General features: G+C 49.3%; 15 protein-coding genes. 3 read left to right on the forward strand and 12 right to left on the reverse strand.

All coding sequences use genetic code 11. From position 1 onward, the window contains the following. Positions 1 to 45 precede the first annotated feature (45 nt). The 8 genes from ABD880_RS01690 to ABD880_RS01725 form a co-directional block, all read right to left on the reverse strand. The gene (locus ABD880_RS01690) at positions 46 to 1,473 is read right to left on the reverse strand and encodes a glycosyltransferase family 2 protein (protein WP_345161677.1); all 1,428 of its coding nucleotides are present in this window, start codon (positions 1,471 to 1,473) and stop codon (positions 46 to 48) included. A 1-nt stretch (position 1,474) separates the two neighbouring features. Beyond that, entirely contained in the window at positions 1,475 to 2,944 is a 1,470-nt protein-coding gene (locus ABD880_RS01695) for a HEAT repeat domain-containing protein (protein WP_345161679.1), read from the reverse strand. A 91-nt stretch (positions 2,945 to 3,035) separates the two neighbouring features. After that, positions 3,036 to 3,407 carry a response regulator transcription factor gene (locus tag ABD880_RS01700; protein WP_345161681.1) on the reverse strand — a complete coding sequence of 124 codons (372 nt, stop codon included), beginning with the start codon at positions 3,405 to 3,407 and terminating at the stop codon, positions 3,036 to 3,038. Further along, entirely contained in the window at positions 3,385 to 5,760 is a 2,376-nt protein-coding gene (locus ABD880_RS01705) for a hybrid sensor histidine kinase/response regulator (RefSeq protein ID WP_345161683.1), read from the reverse strand. Before ABD880_RS01705 ends, ABD880_RS01700 begins: the two co-directional genes overlap by 23 nt. 14 nt (positions 5,761 to 5,774) lie before the next feature. Continuing rightward, the gene (locus ABD880_RS01710) at positions 5,775 to 6,203 is read right to left on the reverse strand and encodes a response regulator (protein ID WP_345161685.1); all 429 of its coding nucleotides are present in this window, start codon (positions 6,201 to 6,203) and stop codon (positions 5,775 to 5,777) included. A 59-nt stretch (positions 6,204 to 6,262) separates the two neighbouring features. Beyond that, entirely contained in the window at positions 6,263 to 6,676 is a 414-nt protein-coding gene (locus tag ABD880_RS01715) for a response regulator (RefSeq protein ID WP_345161687.1), read from the reverse strand. Positions 6,677 to 6,708: 32 nt separating this feature from the next. After that, the gene (locus ABD880_RS01720) at positions 6,709 to 7,425 is read right to left on the reverse strand and encodes a sensor histidine kinase (RefSeq protein WP_345161689.1); all 717 of its coding nucleotides are present in this window, start codon (positions 7,423 to 7,425) and stop codon (positions 6,709 to 6,711) included. After that, entirely contained in the window at positions 7,422 to 8,996 is a 1,575-nt protein-coding gene (locus tag ABD880_RS01725) for a CHASE3 domain-containing protein (RefSeq protein WP_345161691.1), read from the reverse strand. The genes ABD880_RS01720 and ABD880_RS01725 overlap by 4 nt, the downstream gene beginning before the upstream one ends. 492 nt (positions 8,997 to 9,488) lie before the next feature. Between ABD880_RS01725 and ABD880_RS01730 the strand changes: the two genes are divergently transcribed. Continuing rightward, a complete protein-coding gene (locus tag ABD880_RS01730; RefSeq protein ID WP_345161693.1) occupies positions 9,489 to 10,214 on the forward strand; it encodes a class I SAM-dependent methyltransferase in 726 nt (241 codons plus the stop codon). Between the two features lie 101 nt (positions 10,215 to 10,315). Then, complete coding sequence (locus ABD880_RS01735; protein WP_345161695.1) at positions 10,316 to 12,145, forward strand: PAS domain-containing sensor histidine kinase; 1,830 nt, start codon at positions 10,316 to 10,318, stop codon at positions 12,143 to 12,145. A 4-nt stretch (positions 12,146 to 12,149) separates the two neighbouring features. Here the strand turns inward: ABD880_RS01735 and ABD880_RS19095 are convergent, their stop codons facing one another. After that, positions 12,150 to 12,488, reverse strand: a complete 339-nt coding sequence (locus tag ABD880_RS19095; protein WP_425575818.1) for an STAS domain-containing protein — start codon at positions 12,486 to 12,488, stop codon at positions 12,150 to 12,152. A 363-nt stretch (positions 12,489 to 12,851) separates the two neighbouring features. Between ABD880_RS19095 and ABD880_RS01740 the strand changes: the two genes are divergently transcribed. Then, positions 12,852 to 13,526, forward strand: coding sequence for a response regulator (locus ABD880_RS01740; protein WP_345161697.1), 675 nt, complete (start codon positions 12,852 to 12,854; stop codon positions 13,524 to 13,526). On the opposite strand, the gene ABD880_RS01745 is transcribed toward ABD880_RS01740, so the two are convergent. The 3 genes from ABD880_RS01745 to ABD880_RS01755 form a co-directional block, all read right to left on the reverse strand. Then, positions 13,523 to 13,963, reverse strand: coding sequence for a hypothetical protein (locus ABD880_RS01745; RefSeq protein WP_345161699.1), 441 nt, complete (start codon positions 13,961 to 13,963; stop codon positions 13,523 to 13,525). The two genes, ABD880_RS01740 and ABD880_RS01745, sit on opposite strands and share 4 nt — an antisense overlap. 109 nt (positions 13,964 to 14,072) lie before the next feature. Further along, on the reverse strand, positions 14,073 to 15,056 hold the full coding sequence (locus ABD880_RS01750; RefSeq protein ID WP_345161701.1) for a pyruvate dehydrogenase complex E1 component subunit beta: 984 nt from the start codon (positions 15,054 to 15,056) through the stop codon (positions 14,073 to 14,075). A gap of 146 nt (positions 15,057 to 15,202) precedes the next feature. Next, positions 15,203 to 16,993, reverse strand: coding sequence for a tetratricopeptide repeat protein (locus ABD880_RS01755; RefSeq protein WP_345161703.1), 1,791 nt, complete (start codon positions 16,991 to 16,993; stop codon positions 15,203 to 15,205). Between the last annotated feature and the right edge of the window lie 94 nt (positions 16,994 to 17,087).

Here is a 17,087-nt window from a genome sequence, read left to right on the forward strand (position 1 = left end):
GACCTGATTTCCGCAAAACAAGCCAAAATCAAGAGTTCTCCAATCCTACGCGGCTTTCTTGGCGGCGAAGCCAGTGCGGGTCATTTCGCCCCAGCTCTTTTTGCCGGTAATCATGTCGCGGTTACCCAGTAAGGCCCAGCGCACCGTCATGGGGTGATAGACAAAAGGTTCTAGCAAGGCGGTGCCCATGAGTTTGAAAATGTCCTTTCGGTCTGAATACTGGTAATAAGAGAGTTCGTCAAAGAGAATGGCCATAAAAGAAACCATGACGGCAAACGTGTACACGCTAACTAACAGCAGCAGAAAAAACGGCCAGTTGAGCCAGCCCATAATGGCCGCCAACAACAGGTACAAGAGGCCTCCTGCCTCAATTAAGGGTGCTAGCCACTCAAAGAAAAACCAATACGGATAGCTCACCAAGCCCAGCACCCCGTAGCGCGGGTTGAAGAACATCTTCTTATGGTATAGGAGCGTCTCAATGGTGCCGCGGGTCCAACGGTTGCGCTGGCGTCCCAGGATCTTAAGCGAGGCCGGCGCCTCGGTCCAGCACAAAGGGTCAGGGATGAAGTGCACGTGGTATTTCAGCTTTCGCTCCTTCATGTAGCGGCGCATGCGCACTATGAGTTCCATGTCCTCGCCTACGGTGTTGTGGTTATAGCCACCGGCGGCAATGACCACTTCTTTGTCAAACAGCCCGAAGGCCCCAGAAATGAGCAACAGCCCATCTATGCGGCTCCAGCCCATGCGGCCCAGCAAAAAGGCTCTTGTGTATTCCAATACCTGAATTCTGGCCAAGAAACTTTCGGGGGCGTGTACTTTTACTAAACGGCCATCCTCAATCTCACAGCTGTTGGCTATTCTGATGACGCCGCCGGTGGCAATGGTAGGATGCTCCGTTTCAATGAAAGGCTTGACCATCTTAAGAATGGAGTTTTGGTCTAGCACGCAGTCCACGTCAATGCAGGTAATGAGCCTTTGGGCAGATACGTTGATGCCTACGTTGAGCGCGTCGGCTTTGCCGCCGTTCACCTTGTCTACCACCACCAGTTTGCTGTACGCGTTGTTAGTGGACTTGTAAACGCCTCTAATAGGCTTAGTGGCCAGGCGTTCATGCACGGCAAACTCCACCTTCTCCAGTTCATAGACGTCAATCATCTTTTGCAATGTGTCATCTTTGCTGCCGTCGTTGACAATGATGACCTCAAAGTTGGAATAGTGCAGAGACAGGAGGGAGCGCACGTTGTCTACAATGGTCAGGCCTTCATTGTAGGCCGGGGCAATCAGGCTCACAGACGGGGCCAGCGGTGACGTTAAAATGGCGCGGTATTCTGCAAAACTGTTCTTGCGCTTGTAATACACCATCTCCAGGCCAGAAACGGCTGCCAGAAAAAGGTAAGACCCCGCCAGGGTGATGGCATACACCAAGATGCCGTAGCTGAAGAAGTCAGAAAGGAGCTCTATCAAGAAATGCATGCTAGTTTCTGTGATCCAGGGCGTGTCTGATGATCTGCTGCAGCTGGGCGTCCATCACCTTGGCTTGCATCATTTGAAAAGCCTCTAGTTGTTGAGCATCATGCAGGGCTTTGGCGGCTACCACTCTTAGGGCATGGTCACCTGAGAGAAGCTGCTCTGTAAAGAACTCAACGGGTGCGCCGCCCAAACTGGCTATTGCCCGCAAGATGGCTACTTGGTTAACTTTGTTAGCCGCCGGAAAATACGCCATCAAGGCCGGTACCGCATGCGCGGCATCTAGCTGCTGTATGGTTTCAATGGTGGTAAGCCTTACGCGTTCCTCTGGGTGCTTAAGCAACTGCTCCACGGCTGGCAAGGCGTCCACCTGGTTGTAAATGCCAATCATTTTTAAGCTGAACTCCACCACTTGAACATTAGAAGATCCCAGATATTCACTGAAGTCTGGAATGTCTTCGCGGTCAAGTTTGGAAAGGGCGTGCTGCAGGTTCAACTGCTGCCATTGCGTGAAGGACCGGTGCAAATGCGGCAGAAAGGCCATACCCCTGCGTTTGTCCAGCTTCACCAGCGCAATGTGTGACTCCATTCGGACCAAGTCATTGGGATGGTTGATGAGCTTTTTAATATAGGGCGCCGCCTCATAGACCAGCATCTGCGCCAATTCACAAATGCCCTGGGCCTTTAGGTTCCACTGTGAGCTTTTCAATAGCGCAAACGAGTCTTTCTCAAGATTAAGGTACAGGAAGAGCAAGCGTAGGTTCTCGGCAAACTGCCCGGTGAAGTTTTTGTTCAGATCCAGAATCTCAGCAATGAGAATTTTTCGTTTAAAGGTGCTCTTGAGGTAGTTCTTTTTAAAGTGCTGGACTATTTTATCTTGGTCCCAATCTACGGTTGGCTTGGCATCCTCAAAGAACAGGACGTGCATCAAGAGTAGTTCAAAGCGTTTCTTTAATTTCTCTGTTCTGGCCTGCACTCCCAGTTTGTAAAACCGGCTGGATAAAACGGCCACCAGCATGGCTACCGTCAGCGCTGAGAAAACGGCTATAAAAAGGAGAAGGATTTTATGCCGTACCTGTACTTCTTCCCATTCTTGATAAGGCGTGAGCGGGTTTAAGCGGTTGAGCCCTTCCGTGATTTTATGTTTTCTTTCTGCCAGGGTAGGGTATTGGAAACGTGGCTTCTCAAGTGCCTTAGCTTCTGTTGCACCGTTTAGTCCAGATTCTAAGGAGGTAGTGCTAAGCTCAATAATTTGTGGGGTTGGCTGCGGAAAGACCACCCCCGGCACTGGTGATATAACAGCAGGCGTCATTGCCTCAGGCAGTAGAATCTCATTAGATTCCGGTACTACCTTAAAGGATGGCAGAGGTAAGGAGCTGGACTGTGAAGAAGGCGCAGGCTGGCCATTCACTGCCTGGATGACCAGCAGGAGGCAAGGCAGCAAACAAGCTTTCTTTAACAGTAACGTTTTAATCATTAGAAGAATAAAGGGGGATGTTAATGAAACATGGCATTCAATCGTTTTTGGCTTATTTACTGAGAAATAGCCTAAAAACGGTGGGGCTGATCTATGATTTAGTTCTGAGTAGAATCTTCTTTACCCTGACAGATAGTTCATTGGGGCTAAATGGTTTCGTGATAAAATCATCTGCACCCAGTTCAAAGGCTTCTAAGACCGTTTTCTCTAAGCCCACCGCAGACAAAATGATAATGGCAGTGGGCCGGTTTAAAATGTTCTTAGAATAATTGATAATCTCCAAGCCAGACGCGAAGGGTAACATGATATCCGTTAGGATAAGGTCTAACTGGTTAGACTCAATGGTAGTCATAGCCTCTTTGCCGTTAGAGGCAACCAGCACTTGGTGCCCATCTTTTTTCAGCCTGAACTCTAATGCTTTGAGCATCATTTGCTCATCTTCAATCACCAATATTTTTGCCATCTTTCATGCTTAGTTTCAGGCGTTGCGCTTCTACCTGCAACTGCTTGATTACACTATGGACCATTTGAGAAAAGGCTTGGATCAGGTCTTGCAAGCCCTGGGTGTCTACCCGGTGTAAGGACGCATATTCTATCTGCCCGTTAAGTTCTTGCAGTTGGTCTATCCCAATCAAAGCCAAGGAAGACTTCATTTTATGAGAAAGTGCGCTCACCGTCTTCCAGTCTGAGCGGGCACCGGCTTCTTGCATTTCTGCCAGTTGTGCCGGCGTCTGCTCTAAAAAGATGTGGATGATCTCAAGCATGAAACCCAGGTTGCCCTCGGCAAACTGATTCAAATAGGAGAGATCCAGGCCATCGCGCTCCGTCTCCATCGCAAGGTTTTTATGAGGCTCTGCTGGAATAGATGCGTCAGGGATTGGATTTGTCTTATGGCTTAAATAGGAGGCCATCTCTTTTAGCAGTATCTGCGCCTTAAAGGGTTTAGACACAAATGAATTTGCGCCGGCCATGATGCATTTGGTGGCTTCGCCTTGGGTGGCGTGAGCGGTGAGGGCAATGATGGGAATGGTGCTTTTAGCGCCCATCTCCTGCCTGATGTGTTGCATGGCCTCATAACCGTCCATTTCAGGCATCTGCATGTCCATGAGCACCAAGTCAAAGTCATGGGCTGTCAGCAAGTCCAAAGCTTCTCTGCCATTATTGGCCACTTGATAGGACATGTGGCGGTCTTCTAAAAGCCGCTTGACAAGCAATTGGTTAATGGGGTTGTCTTCGGCCAATAGTACGCGTGCTCCAGCCAGTTTCTCTAAATGGTTGTCTGCCTCTGGAAGAAGAGTTCCGTTTGAGGGGAGCGCCGCATCTGTTTTCAGGAAGGGGATGACTACCTTGAATGTGCTCCCTTGGCCCATCACGCTTTCTACGGCAATCTTTCCGCCTTGTACCTCTACCAATTCTTTGGCAATGGACAGTCCCAGGCCGGTGCCGCCAAACCGGCGCGTGGTATCATTACTGCCTTGCGTGAACTTGTCAAAGATGGTAGTAAGCTTTTCTTCTTGTATGCCAATGCCCGTGTCTGAGACGGTGAATTCAATAAATACCCGTTCGGCTTCCTGGGCCATCACCTCTATGCTAAGTTTGACACTACCGTTTTCAGTGAATTTTAAGGCGTTGCCAATGAGGTTGTTTAAGATTTGGCTTAACCGTACCGGGTCTCCCTGCACAATGTCTGGAATGTCACTGTCCAAGAAAAACTTGAGGGAGTTGTTTCTCTCCTTGGCTTTGATTTCTAGGATGGCCAGCAATTGCTTAATTAAGGGTCTCAAGTCAAAAGGAATGGACTCAAGAGTGATCTTGCCAGCCTCAATTTTAGAAAAATCCAGGAGGTCATTGATGATGACCATGAGGTTGTTGGCAGACGTGTTGATGGCCTGCAGGAATTCGCGCTGCCTGTCATCCAGCCGGGTATTCCAGAGTAGTTCGGTTAATCCAAGAATCCCGTTCATGGGCGTTCTAATCTCATGGCTCATGTTGGCCAGAAACTGTTCTTTGACGCGGGCTACTCCCAAGGCGGCATCCTTGGCGTTTTTTAATTCCTGCTCAATGGCAATGCGCTCCGTGATGTCATAACAAACGCCTATGACTCCCACCACCTGGTCCTGGTCTCTCATGGGCAGAAACAGGCAGTCAAACCAAACTTGCTGCATCTGGATGGTGCACTTGCAAGAGTGGCCACCTAAGGCCCGGCGCATGCAGGCCATGACGCTGGAGAATTCTTTGAACACTTCAAAGGCAGAAGCACCTACCAGTTCATCTTGTTGAAGGCCAATCAAGGAAAGCCCGTTGCCGCGGCACATGGAGTACGTGCCCGCCGTGTCTATGGCCCAAAGGATGATGGGGGCTCCAGAAATAACGGTTTCTAGCTGTTCCTGGGTGTGCCTTAGTTCTTGTTCGGTTCTTAGGCGGTCTTGTTCAATGCGGTGCAGCCTAATGGCGCTTCTGATGCTCTGGGAGATCCCCTCTGGGGTTAGCAGCGTTTTGGGCAGGTAGTCTGAGGCTCCGGTCTTCATGGCCTCTACGGCTATGCGTTCGTCGCCTTGTGAGGTCACAATCTGCACCGGGGTGGTAATGCCTCTTTCGCGAATGATCTGCAATAGCTCCAAGCCGTTCATGTCGGGCAACATGAAGTCAATGAAGATAAAATCAAACTGCTTTTGAGCCAGGGCTTGCAAGGCCTCTGCGCCTTTGGCGGCGTTATGTACCTCTGCGTCTACGTTGGCCGTACGCAAAGACCGCTTGATGATCATGCGGTCTACTTCATCATCATCTACAACTAATAGTCTGACTTGAGGCTCCATGGAGGCAAATACAATTAATTGGGCAGTTCTATCAGCTCCCAGAAGGAGTTGAGGGTAGCCACCGTCTCAGTGAACGACCCATACTGTAAGGGCTTGACAATGTATCCGGCCACATTGAGGTTATAAGCGTTCAGGACGTCCTTTTCATCTTGCGATGAGGTCATGACAAACACACTGCACGCCCGCAAAGACGCATCTTCCCTGATGGCTTTTAATACCTCCAGACCGCTCTTGCCGGGCAGGTTTAAATCTAGGATAATAATCTGCGGAACTGGAGATGGCGCGTCCAGAGAAGTGCCCATCAACATGTCCAGAGCAATGTCTCCGTTGCTAGCCACGTATATCTTGTTCTCCATACCAAGGCACTTGAACGCTCTTCGTATGTTTTCTACATCCAGTGGGTCATCTTCTACCAACAGAATGGCCGAGTTCTTACTATTCAAAATGCTGTGGTTAAAAGGCTTGGAGTTCTAAATAAGGGGCCAGTTTAAGTGAGCGGGCCTTACGGGCGCTCGCAAAGTTTCCAGTACCGGTCAAGGGTGGCCACCGCCGAGATGAACTTCTCAAAGGACAACGGCTTTAAGATATACCCCGCCACGTTCAAGTTGTAGGCGTTAATCTTGTCACTGTCCTCATTGGAGGTGGTCATCACAAAGACGCTTATTCTGTTGAGTTCAGGGTCCTGCCGCAGTTCCTGCAAGAATTCAATGCCATTCATCTTGGGCATGTTAATGTCCAGGATGATGATGGGCGGCATGGGAATGGAGCCAGAGCGTAGCAGGTCCAGGGCCTCAATGCCGTTGTGTGCTATGTGCAAGGGATTGTTGATGTTGTTCTTTTTGAAGGCGCGTTGCACATTCATGATATCTACCTCATCATCCTCCACCAATAATATATTCACTACTTTCTCTTCCATGATGTCTTACGTTACTAGGTATATCTAATGCTTTATACAATATGCTTGGGCCAGGTAAACTGAAACGTGGTGCCTTTGCCTGCGTTGGACTGAGCCTCAATGGTTCCTCCCACAAATTGCACTATTTTTCTGACAATGGTAAGGCCAGCGCCCAGGTTCTCTTCCTCGTCCTTGGGTTGTACGGTGTAAAATAGATTGAACACTTTATGCTTGGCGTCCTCGCTAATGCCAATGCCGTTGTCGGTTACCTTAAACGTGTAATAAGCGCCTTGGTCTGTGGCCGTGAGGTGGACTTCTGGCACTTCTGCGTCATTAAACGTAACGGCGTTCTGTAATAGCTTGGCCAGCACGGTCTCAAATTTCTTACCATACGTGGTAAGCGATGGCATATCCTCTAGGGTGAGCCGTAAACCATGGCTTTGCATGAACGGGGCGGCAACTTCTCGTGCTACGGCCCCTGTGTCAACGGGGCGTATGTCCAGTTCCATTCTGTTTACCCGTGAGAAGGAGAGGACGGCGTTGATCATCCTTTCCATACGCTCTGCGCGGTTCTGGAGAAGCTTGATGTTATGGGCTATGTCTGGGTCAATGTTTTGGTCAAGGTCTTCGCTAATCCAGCCAGACAGGTTGCAGATGGCGCGCAGGGGAGCCTTTAGGTCATGAGAGACTATGTAGGCAAACTCTTCATACTCCTGCTTTAAGCGGGCAAGCTGTTCTTGGCAAGAGGATTGTTCTAGCTCTTGGTTCATAATGCTTCTTGGTAATGCGCTTCCTCTTCTTCTTCTAAAGCCGCAAAGGCTTTTTCTTTAGGCCAGGTAAACTTAAAGATAGAGCCGTTTCCCTTCACAGATTCAATCCAAATCTCGCCGTCTTTTTCTTCAATGATTTTCTTGACGATGGCCAGCCCCACGCCAGTGCTTTCTTTTACGTCACGCGCCTCCATGGTCTGGAAAATGCCAAACACCTTCTTATGGTACTCCTGCGGGATGCCCGGCCCGTCATCCTCTATCTCAAACTGGTAAAAGTCTGACAGTTCCAGACACCGTACCTGTATGGTACCCTCTGTTTTATGGTGGTATTTAAAGGCATTACTCAGCAGGTTGGCGAGAACCTGGTAGAACAGCGTGCGCTCAGTGAATAGGTTGGGCAGGGGAGTGGTGGCCTTGATGGTAAATCCTGCAGGCGGTGACAGGTTTTCTACAGTCTCTTTTAACAGTTCTTCCACAGAGAAATGCGTGCTAGGAAGCTCTTTTCTGCCTACGCGGCTGTAGTCCAGAATACCGTTGATAAGGTTTTCCATGCGGTGTACGCGTCCACGCATCATGGATAGGTTTTGAAGAATGTCGGGGTCCTTCTCCGTGAGGTCCTCAGAGATCCACTCGGCTAAGTTGTTGATGGCGCGCAGCGGAGCCTTCAGGTCATGGGAGACCACGTAAGCAAACTGATCCAGCTCTTTGTTTACCTTGGTAAGGTGGGCAAAACTGTCTTGCAGCTTGGCGGCCATTTTATTCAAAGACCTGGTAAGACTACTAATCTCATCCTTGCGGTCATCCACCAAAGCCACTTTGTAGTTTCCGTTGGCAATGCTGTTGGCCAGGGCAGTCATTTTGACAAACCTGCGGCTGATGCTTTTGCCTATCATGAAAGAGATGAGCACGCCGGCTATGATGGCAATTAAGGTCAAGCCAATGGCAATGTAATTGGTCCTGGCAAAAGAGCCATTCAACTCTGCCACGCGCATCTGCTTGGCTACCTCTTCCTCCTGCTCAATGGTGGAGAATTTTTGGCGGATGCCGTCTATGATTTTCTTGCCCACCGCGCGTTGTGCCGTGGCATTGAAAAGAGAGTCATACCTGGCTTTGGCGGCAGGGCTGTTTTTAGCTTCGCCCCGGGCTATCCTGAGTGGTTCTGTAAACGTGGTAATCCAAACGCTTGCCTCTTTGCTGATGGTATGCACCAACTGGTTCTGGGTAGGATATGCCTTGGTGAGCGTGTCTAAAGTAGCCAATGAGACAAAAAAATCCTTTTGCCCTCTGGTATACGGTTCCAAAAAGCCTTCCTCACCGGTCAATAAATAGCCCCTAAAACCAGTCTCCATGTCTATTAGCTGCTTTTGGGCGCTTTCAGACTGCTTAATGATGTTAGAAGAATACAATACCTCATTGATGTCTGCGCGTACCTGCCTGGTCTGCTGCACATATCCCAGCGTCACTATGCAGAACATGAGCAGAATAAACCCTATGCCTAAATGGATGGTGGTGATAAGTTTCATGCGTGATATGCCAGAGCGCAGGAGTTGAGAGATGGTAGTAGTTTTCAATTAGCTATATTTCAATCCTGTACAACAGACGTATACCTTTTATCATTCACTGGCTCAGGGAAAATAAATCAATCAAAGTGCAGCCCCTGGCTATAGTTGCCGTATTGAAAGACCTAGTTTCTGGTTTGGCCGCCGGTTTCTTTGCTAGCCCTGGTGGAAAGAGCAAGAAAAAACGGCCGTGTGCAAAAACTATATTCTCATTACCTTGTTAGGCCATCTCCACATCCCCTGAAATATAAAAATCTAGCTTCTACCAGAAGATAAAAAGCAGATTTCGATGAATGGGCCATTTTGCCGGTTCAATTCGCTAACTTTTTTGAAATATAAGCCAAAGGTAAAAAAACAGTTTTATTCGTTTTTGACTTGTTTTCTAGAAAATAGGCCAAAAACGCTTTGCCAATCTTGGTTAAAAAGGGAAGCAAGTATTTGCTTGGCAGGATTATAACATGGCGCAGATACAGTGTACTTTTGCGTATCACACAACTCTAGCTTATGACTTCTCCTTTTTCTTCTGTTATAGACCCTTTGGGCAGTGCCATTGCAGATTTCTGGCATGGTGCTAAAAGGGCCCAGGTGAAGGTTTTCTCTGACCAGGCAGACCCAGACGTCATGCCCATCAATTATTTGTTCAGGTCAGAAGAAGAAATGCCCGAAAGAGAGCAGGAGGCCTTGTCCCTGTGCAGGGGAAAGGTATTAGACGTAGGGGCAGGGGCAGGCTCTCATGCTTTGGTGCTGCAGCAGAAGGGTTTGTCTGTGACGGCTCTCGAGATTTCTGAAAAAGCCTGTGACGTGATGAAAGCCCGTGGGGTAGAAAACGTGATGTGCGGTGATTTTTACACCCTTGACCCGAAGCCTTTTGACACGCTGCTGTTGCTCATGAACGGCATAGGGTTGGCGGGAACTCTGGACCGTTTGCCTCAATTTTTGCAAACCTGTAAAAACTGGTTGGCCCCGGGTGGGCAGGTTCTGCTGGAGTCTTCAGATATTTTGTACCTCTATGAAGAAGAAGACGGTTCTGTTCTTGTAAATTTAAACGGAAGCTACTACGGTGAACTCACCTATGTCATGCAGTACAAAAAAGAGCAGACGGAACCCTTTCCCTGGTTGTTTGTAGACGTTGGTGTCTTGCAGCAGTACGCAGAAGAGGCCGGCTTTGAGGTAGAACTGATACGTGAGGAAGAGGACAGTCATTATCTGGCCCGGTTGAGTTTGAAGTAAGCGTTTTTGGGGTATTTTCATAAAAACAGGCCAAAAACGCTTACCTATTGGTGCCCCATGGTATTACCCTTTTAGAATCCCAAAATTCTTAAAGAGATAGCATGACAGTGCCAGCCACTATACCCATTCCGGTCAGTTTCTTAGACAACGTACCTACCCCAACTGTCTTGGTGGAGCAGACGGGCCAACTGGTGTACAGCAACATGGCGGCCCAGAAGGAATTTGGCTGGCCCGCAAAACAGAAAACCGGCGAAACGGTGTTTGCTCTTTTACCAGGAGGTCATGGTCAGCAACTGCAAGAGGCAATTCTTCACGTAAGCCCACAGGGAAAAAGCGAAGTGCAACTGACCGGCATCTCTTCTAAGGGGACGTCTACTTGTACAGTTTCCATTATTGCGCATCCGGTAGATAGCCCGTATTATTATCTTCTTTCCTTTCTAGACAACCAGCATTCAAAGAAGAACTCAAAACGAAAATCAGCCCAAGCCGCCCCTGAATCCTATACCCAAGAGGAGGCGTTGCTTCACCACTCGGCGTTTGTGCGGCACAGCATTGACGGGTTGTTTGCGTTTGACCAGGAGATGCGGTACACCCTCTGGAACCCGTACATGGAAGACCTGACCGGCAAACCCAGAGACCAGGTAGTGGGCAGAAGAGTAACCGAGGTGTTTCCCTATTTTGAGACTACCACAGAGTATGCATTTTTTCAAGAGGCCCTTAAAGGCGAATACTTTCAAGTAAAGCGCCGACCGGCGCATCATGCAGAGCGGTTTCATGACGGGTATCTGTTTCCCTTGCAAGACGGCCGGCAAGAAACGGTGGGTGCCATGTGCATTCTGCATGAAGTGACGCAGCAAGTATTGGCTGAAGAAGAGGCGCAAAGAAAAGACCAGTTGCTGCAGGAGGCGCAGACGCTGGCGCAAACTATCCTGAGCAACAGTCCGGTGTCTATTTTCACGTTTGTGGGGCATGACCTTCTCATCACCTCCTGGAACCCCTCCATGGAAAACCTGTCTGGCATAGCGGCGCAAGACATTATAGGCAAATCTGCCTTTGACTTTTACCCAGACTATCGTTCCTCTCCCATTGTCGCTCAACTGGCCAGGGTCTTGCAGGGAGAAACCTTGCAAATGATGAACCACGTGAGCAAAGACGGGAAGCGGGTCCTTAATATTTATGTTAGGCCCCTTCTTTCCAACCAAGGTGCCGTTACGGGCGGCGTAGGGCACATCCAGAACGTGACGGAGCAATTCCAGCTGGAGAGAAAGAATGCGCTAGCCGCTCAAGAAAAGCAACTGGCCGTTCTACAGGCCGTGCTGCAAACCCAGGAAGAAGAGAAAAAACGCATGGCCGAAACCCTGCACAACAACCTGGGGCAATTGCTCTATGGCACCGGCATGCAACTAAAACAGTACCTGGCCTCCCAGAAACTTACTAAAAAGCATCAGCAGTTTTTGGAGCAGATAGAAGGTATGGTGACAGAGGCCATCAAAGACACCAAGCGGATAGCGTTTGAGCTAATGCCCTCCCTGCTTCAGGATTTTGGTTTGGCCGTGGCTCTGGAAGAACTTGCCCTTAAAATTGCGCCGGCAACCGTCCAAGTGAGGGTGTCTGTAGAGGTGGGGGACAAACGCCTTTCTTCCAAACTAGAAATCTGCCTGTACCGGATTGTTCAAGAACTGCTTAACAACGCCATTAAACATGCTCAGGCTAAGCAGGTGGCCATTCACTTACAAAGAAACGGCAAGATGCTGGAGGTATTGGTAGAGGATGACGGCCTAGGCTATGTGCACGCGTCACGCCCTAAGAAAAGCGGCACAGGTTTGGTCACAATTCAAAACAGGGTGAACGCCCAGCGGGGTACCTGGTCCGTCATTTCTCAGCCGGGCAAAGGAACCAAGAATCACATCCTGCTTCCCTTAAAAAAGTAGGGACTTAGTCTAAATTTGAGGGGTCTGTCGTTTCCCGGACAAGTAGCTGCATATACCGGTCAAGGCCCAGCATCTGCAAAACGTAAAAAATATCTGGGCAAAGGTCTGCCAGCGTGAGCGAAATCTTTCTATCCTCAAAATATGGGAGATAGGCCATCAGCATACCTATTCCTTTACTGGAGAAGGTAGAGAGTTGTGCGCATTGAAAGACAATGTGCCTTTTGCCACAAATGCTGGCTTTCTCTAATGCCTCTTCAAAGAGAGGGGTGGTTTTGGCAACCAGAAATCCTTGCAAGGTGACTGTCAAAAAATCCTGCTCTTCGTTGTACAAAATCACCAGCATAATGCAAAATTACCTAAGCCCCCGCCTACAAGAGGCCTAGAAGGGGCATAGCCGTATGGTTTCCTTTATTTAGTTTTTCAAAAGCTAATATAGGGGGCTCATGGAAATCAATTGATTGATAGAATACTTAATTTTAGATAGGTATAAATACGTAGCCATCCTTTGATGCCTTTTTGATGCCATGTAACATGGTGATTCTTAAGTATCTATAAGGAAGCCAACGGGGAGGAGGGATTTAGAAACTTTATCTTAAAAATATACAATTTGCGGATGGTAGAGATTATCTATAATATAGGGCTGTTTAGATATAAAAGCCGTTGTTGCCCCCTACAATGTCGGTTGTTCATTTGTATATAATATTTAATGAAAACCAAGTACAAAGTAATTCTCACCGATGATCATACCATTATACGGGACGGCATAAAAGCACTCTTGCAGGATGATCTGGACATACAAGTGATAGGGGAGGCGTCCAGCGGGGAAGAACTGCTGTTCTTGTTGCCCTCTACCCCCGCAGACGTGGTAGTGCTGGACATTAAAATGCCGGGCATGGATGGCTTTGAGACAGCCACTCAGGTAAAGTCCCTGATGCCCACCACCCAAGTATTAGCCCTGACCATGATGGACCATGAGCATTACATCATGCAGATGCTCAAGGCCGGTGCCAACGGGTATCTTTTAAAGAGCGTAGGCAAACGCGAACTGGCGCATGCCATCAAGACCGTAGCCAACGGCGGTGCCTACATAAGCACAGAAATTGCCTTAAACTTACTGCACAAGTACTGTAGCCTGGAGGCGCCCAAGTCACAGGAACAACAGTCCCAAGACTCAGGGGCAGACTTGTCAAAGCGCGAGCTAGAAGTCCTGAATTTAATTGCAGACGGTCTTACCAATAGTGAGATTGCAGAGAAACTATTCACCAGCAAACGCACCATAGAAACCCACCGTCAGAACCTGCTGGAGAAAACCCAGACCAAAAACACAGCCTCTTTGATTACTTATGCCTTCAGTAAGGGAATTTTAAAGCCAATGGTTTAACGGGCTATCACTTCCACGGTATCTGCTACCACCTCAGTATCACTTTTCCAAAACCTGAAGACGTGCTTGCCCACCGTGGTAGGCTTGAAGTTAATGGTGTATATGCTCCGGCGGGCTTGGGCCGTGCACACAACGTCCTGTCCTTCTTCTGGGTACGCTGCGTATATTTTGATGGTGGTGATGGTGGTGTTAGGCTTATTAGGTTCCGGCACCGTGCTAGAATCTCTCATGGCAAACCTACCACAACCATTGCTTGGCTGGTAATACACCTTTAAAAACAAGGTAGTGTCTACTTTAACTTTGCCCGCCGGAAAATTTGCAGTGCTGTCAGCAGGCACCGGTTTTATAACCTCCACCAAGTCGGCGGTTTCTGTGCAGGCACTGGTGGCGGCTGCTAACCCAAGTATGGCGCTAAACACCAAGAGATTTCTTTTCATAGGTTTCGTTTTTGGCGTCTTTTGACAAAATCAGGCAAAAAACGCCTGAAAGCACAAGAGCCGCCCATCATAAAACGGCCGGCTCTTGTGCACTAGTATACGGGTTTGCCTACGCTTTGGCGTACGTCACCGATTTTACGGCCTCAATTACGCGCTGTACGTTTGGCAGAGATGCTTCAATCAAAGTAGGCGCATACGGCAACGGAACGTCGCGGCAGGTAACGCGTTTTACTGGAGCGTCTAAGTAGTCAAAGGCGTTGTGCTGGATGTTGAAGGCAATCTCTGAAGAGATAGACGCCAACGGCCAAGCCTCTTCTACTACTACCAGGCGGTTGGTGCGCTTCACAGATTCAATGATGCACTTGTAGTCAATAGGACGAACCGAACGCAAATCAATCACCTCAGCCTCTACACCGTCTTTGGCTAGTTCTTCAGCGGCTCCCAGGGCAATCTTCATCATCTTCCCGAAGGAAACAATGGTCACGTCCTTGCCTTTGCGCTTTACATCGGCTACGCCAATCGGGATAAGGTATTCTTCTTCCGGAACTTCGCCTTTGTCACCGTACATCTGCTCAGACTCCATGAAGATCACTGGGTCATTGTCACGGATGGCGGTCTTTAAAAGGCCTTTGGCGTCATAGGGGTTAGAAGGAACCACCACTTTCAAGCCTGGGGTGTTGGCGTACCAGTTCTCAAAGTTCTGAGAGTGCTGGCTGGACAACATACCTGCGCTACCGGTAGGGCCTCTAAACACCATTGGGCAAGAGTACTGACCACCCGACATGGACATCATCTTAGCAGCAGAGTTGATCACCTGGTCAATGGCTACCAAGGAGAAGTTGAAGGTCATGAACTCTACAATCGGACGTAGTCCGTTCATAGAAGCGCCCACGCCAATACCGGCAAAGCCCAGCTCGGCAATAGGCGTGTCAATCACGCGCTCCGGCCCGAACTCGTCCAGCATGCCTTGGCTTACTTTATAGGCACCGTTGTATTGGGCTACTTCCTCGCCCATCAGGAACACCTTTGGGTCGCGGCGCATTTCCTCTGACATTGCTTCACGCAATGCTTCTCTGAATTGTATAGTACGCATGTTAAGTGGTTTCTACGTCAGTATAGGTTGTAAAATTAAGACTTGCCGCCTAAATAAAAAAACGAGGGGGCAGGTTAGGGCCGTCAAATCTCAGGTTCTTCCGTTTTTGGCCTGTTTTCTAGGAAATAAGCCAAAAACGACGCTTTTTATTTTTGGAATGCCGCGTTGAAAGCCGGCGTTTTGTGGTAGTCCATGAACTCCAGGTCCTCAATGGCTTTGCCCGCCAAGTCTGCATCTGCCTGAATGGCTTTCTTGAGGTGCTCTGTGAGCTGAGGCTCATTCTTGGTTCTGGCTCCCATCACGGCCAACAAATAGTGCGTGGTAGCATCATTGGGCTGTTGGTCCAGGACTTTTTGGGCCAGCTTGGCGGCGTCTTCATAATTCTCCTTCAGGAAGTAGAGCAGGGCGCGGTTGTATTGCGCGGCGTAGCCATCTCCGGCGTAGGCCAGACTGCCGGCGGCATCGTCATATTGTCCCACCTCTAGTTCAAGGGCGGCCTTGTCTGTAAAAACCTGTTGCAAGACGGGCAACGGGCCGCCCAGCTTCACGCTGTAATTGTAGCTGTGCAGGGCTTCCAAGTGGTCTCCGTGCTGGTGGTGGGCAATGGCCAGGTTGTAAAACAGCTGGGCCGTGGGCTGACGGTGCGCGGCGTACCTGAAATTGAGGATGGCGTTCTCCAGCAGCGTTTGCTTTACTTTTGGTTTCAGTTCTTTCTGCGCCTGCTCCAGGTAAATCATGCCCAGGTTGTTCAAGGCGCGCCATTGCATGTGGGTGGCCACGGCCACCTCGTACATCTTTTTCTTTTCGGCTAGCAGCGGGGTGAGGGAGGCGGCGTACTGCATCTCCTCAGGGGTGAGGGCGTCAGTGCCTAGTTTGTTCTCTACAATTTTGCGGGCCGTCAGGTAAATCTCGTAGTCTTTACGTGGATTGGGAATGTAGTCCACGGCCACCTCGGCGTAGCGCAACACCGGGTACACGTACATTTCCAGGTATTCAAACGAGGGGAGTTTTTGAAGCATGGCCTCCTTTTCCTTGAAAGAGCCTTCGCCGTTCACTATCTCTAGAATCTCATTGACCTGGTCCTTAGGTAAAGCAGATGTCTGTACCCGTCCTAAAAAGGAGTCCCAGTGCTGTTGCAGGGAACGCACGTTGAACTTGACGGTTTTGGTGTCATTTACATATGACTCGGTCTCAAACTTTTGCTTGATATACCGCTCCAGGGCCACCGCCCGGCGGGCCGCCAGGTTGCGCGCCGAAGCCTCTTCGGCGTCTGGGGAGTGGGCGCCCAAAATGTCTACCCGCTTGGTTTTCTTGTTAGACAGAATGAAATCATCCAGTAGCTGCAAATTGTTACCGAAGCCGTGTTTGAGCGTAGCCAATCCCTGGTCAAAATAGATGGTGAATTTTAAGGGCTCAGTGCTTTCGTTCTTATACTCGCCGGGTATGTACTCGGCGCCAAATGCGTGTTTGACCAAACTAGGCGTGGTTCTGATGCCGGGTGCCAACGCAACTGGTTTGGTGTAGCGAATCCTGCCTTTGGGATTGGTGAGCACGCCTTGCGCCATCAGCTGACCGCGGGCCTTGGAAGGAGTGAATGGGAAACTGAACGACCGTTGCAAATACGCCTTGCCAGCCTCAAAATTATACTCGCCAAAGTCATAGGGGAGGGAGCCTACATGGTCTTGGGTGCCTTTGTCCGTCTTGTAATAGATGCGTATGCCGTAGCGGTAGTCTTTCTTGAGCAGGCTTTGAGGCACCTCAGCTCTTACTTCTACCGGCACCTCCTGGCCCCGCGTCATCAAGACCTTAGGTTCTACGGTGAGGGTTTGTTGCCGCTCCAGCTTTTTCACTAGTCTAGGAAAGGTACAGGCGTTGGCCAGACACAATAAGAGGAACACCAGAACAGTTGATAGGGAGCGGGTAACGGACTTGGGCATATCTAAAGTTAAGGAAAATCGTATAACACGGCTTACAGCGTTAGGTAAAGGTACTCTATTGCGCCTTTTGCCGTGGATTTATTGACGTTTGGCT

This window comes from Nibribacter koreensis, assembly GCF_039541795.1.
In the GTDB taxonomy this organism is placed as follows: Bacteria; Bacteroidota; Bacteroidia; order Cytophagales; family Hymenobacteraceae; genus Nibribacter; species Nibribacter koreensis.

Excerpts from the sequence above, each read along its gene's own strand:
- ABD880_RS01695 (WP_345161679.1), bottom strand. The coding sequence starts at position 2,944 with ATGATTAAAACGTTACTGTTAAAGAAAGCTTGTTTGCTGCCTTGCCTC.
- ABD880_RS01700 (WP_345161681.1), bottom strand. The coding sequence starts at position 3,407 with ATGGCAAAAATATTGGTGATTGAAGATGAGCAAATGATGCTCAAAGCA.
- ABD880_RS01720 (WP_345161689.1), bottom strand. The coding sequence starts at position 7,425 with ATGAACCAAGAGCTAGAACAATCCTCTTGCCAAGAACAGCTTGCCCGC.
- ABD880_RS01735 (WP_345161695.1), top strand. The coding sequence starts at position 10,316 with ATGACAGTGCCAGCCACTATACCCATTCCGGTCAGTTTCTTAGACAAC.
- ABD880_RS01740 (WP_345161697.1), top strand. The coding sequence starts at position 12,852 with ATGAAAACCAAGTACAAAGTAATTCTCACCGATGATCATACCATTATA.
- ABD880_RS01705 (WP_345161683.1), bottom strand. The coding sequence starts at position 5,760 with ATGGAGCCTCAAGTCAGACTATTAGTTGTAGATGATGATGAAGTAGAC.
- ABD880_RS01715 (WP_345161687.1), bottom strand. The coding sequence starts at position 6,676 with ATGGAAGAGAAAGTAGTGAATATATTATTGGTGGAGGATGATGAGGTA.
- ABD880_RS01755 (WP_345161703.1), bottom strand. The coding sequence starts at position 16,993 with ATGCCCAAGTCCGTTACCCGCTCCCTATCAACTGTTCTGGTGTTCCTC.
- ABD880_RS01750 (WP_345161701.1), bottom strand. The coding sequence starts at position 15,056 with ATGCGTACTATACAATTCAGAGAAGCATTGCGTGAAGCAATGTCAGAG.
- ABD880_RS01690 (WP_345161677.1), bottom strand. The coding sequence starts at position 1,473 with ATGCATTTCTTGATAGAGCTCCTTTCTGACTTCTTCAGCTACGGCATC.
- ABD880_RS01730 (WP_345161693.1), top strand. The coding sequence starts at position 9,489 with ATGACTTCTCCTTTTTCTTCTGTTATAGACCCTTTGGGCAGTGCCATT.
- ABD880_RS19095 (WP_425575818.1), bottom strand. The coding sequence starts at position 12,488 with ATGCTGGTGATTTTGTACAACGAAGAGCAGGATTTTTTGACAGTCACC.
- ABD880_RS01745 (WP_345161699.1), bottom strand. The coding sequence starts at position 13,963 with ATGAAAAGAAATCTCTTGGTGTTTAGCGCCATACTTGGGTTAGCAGCC.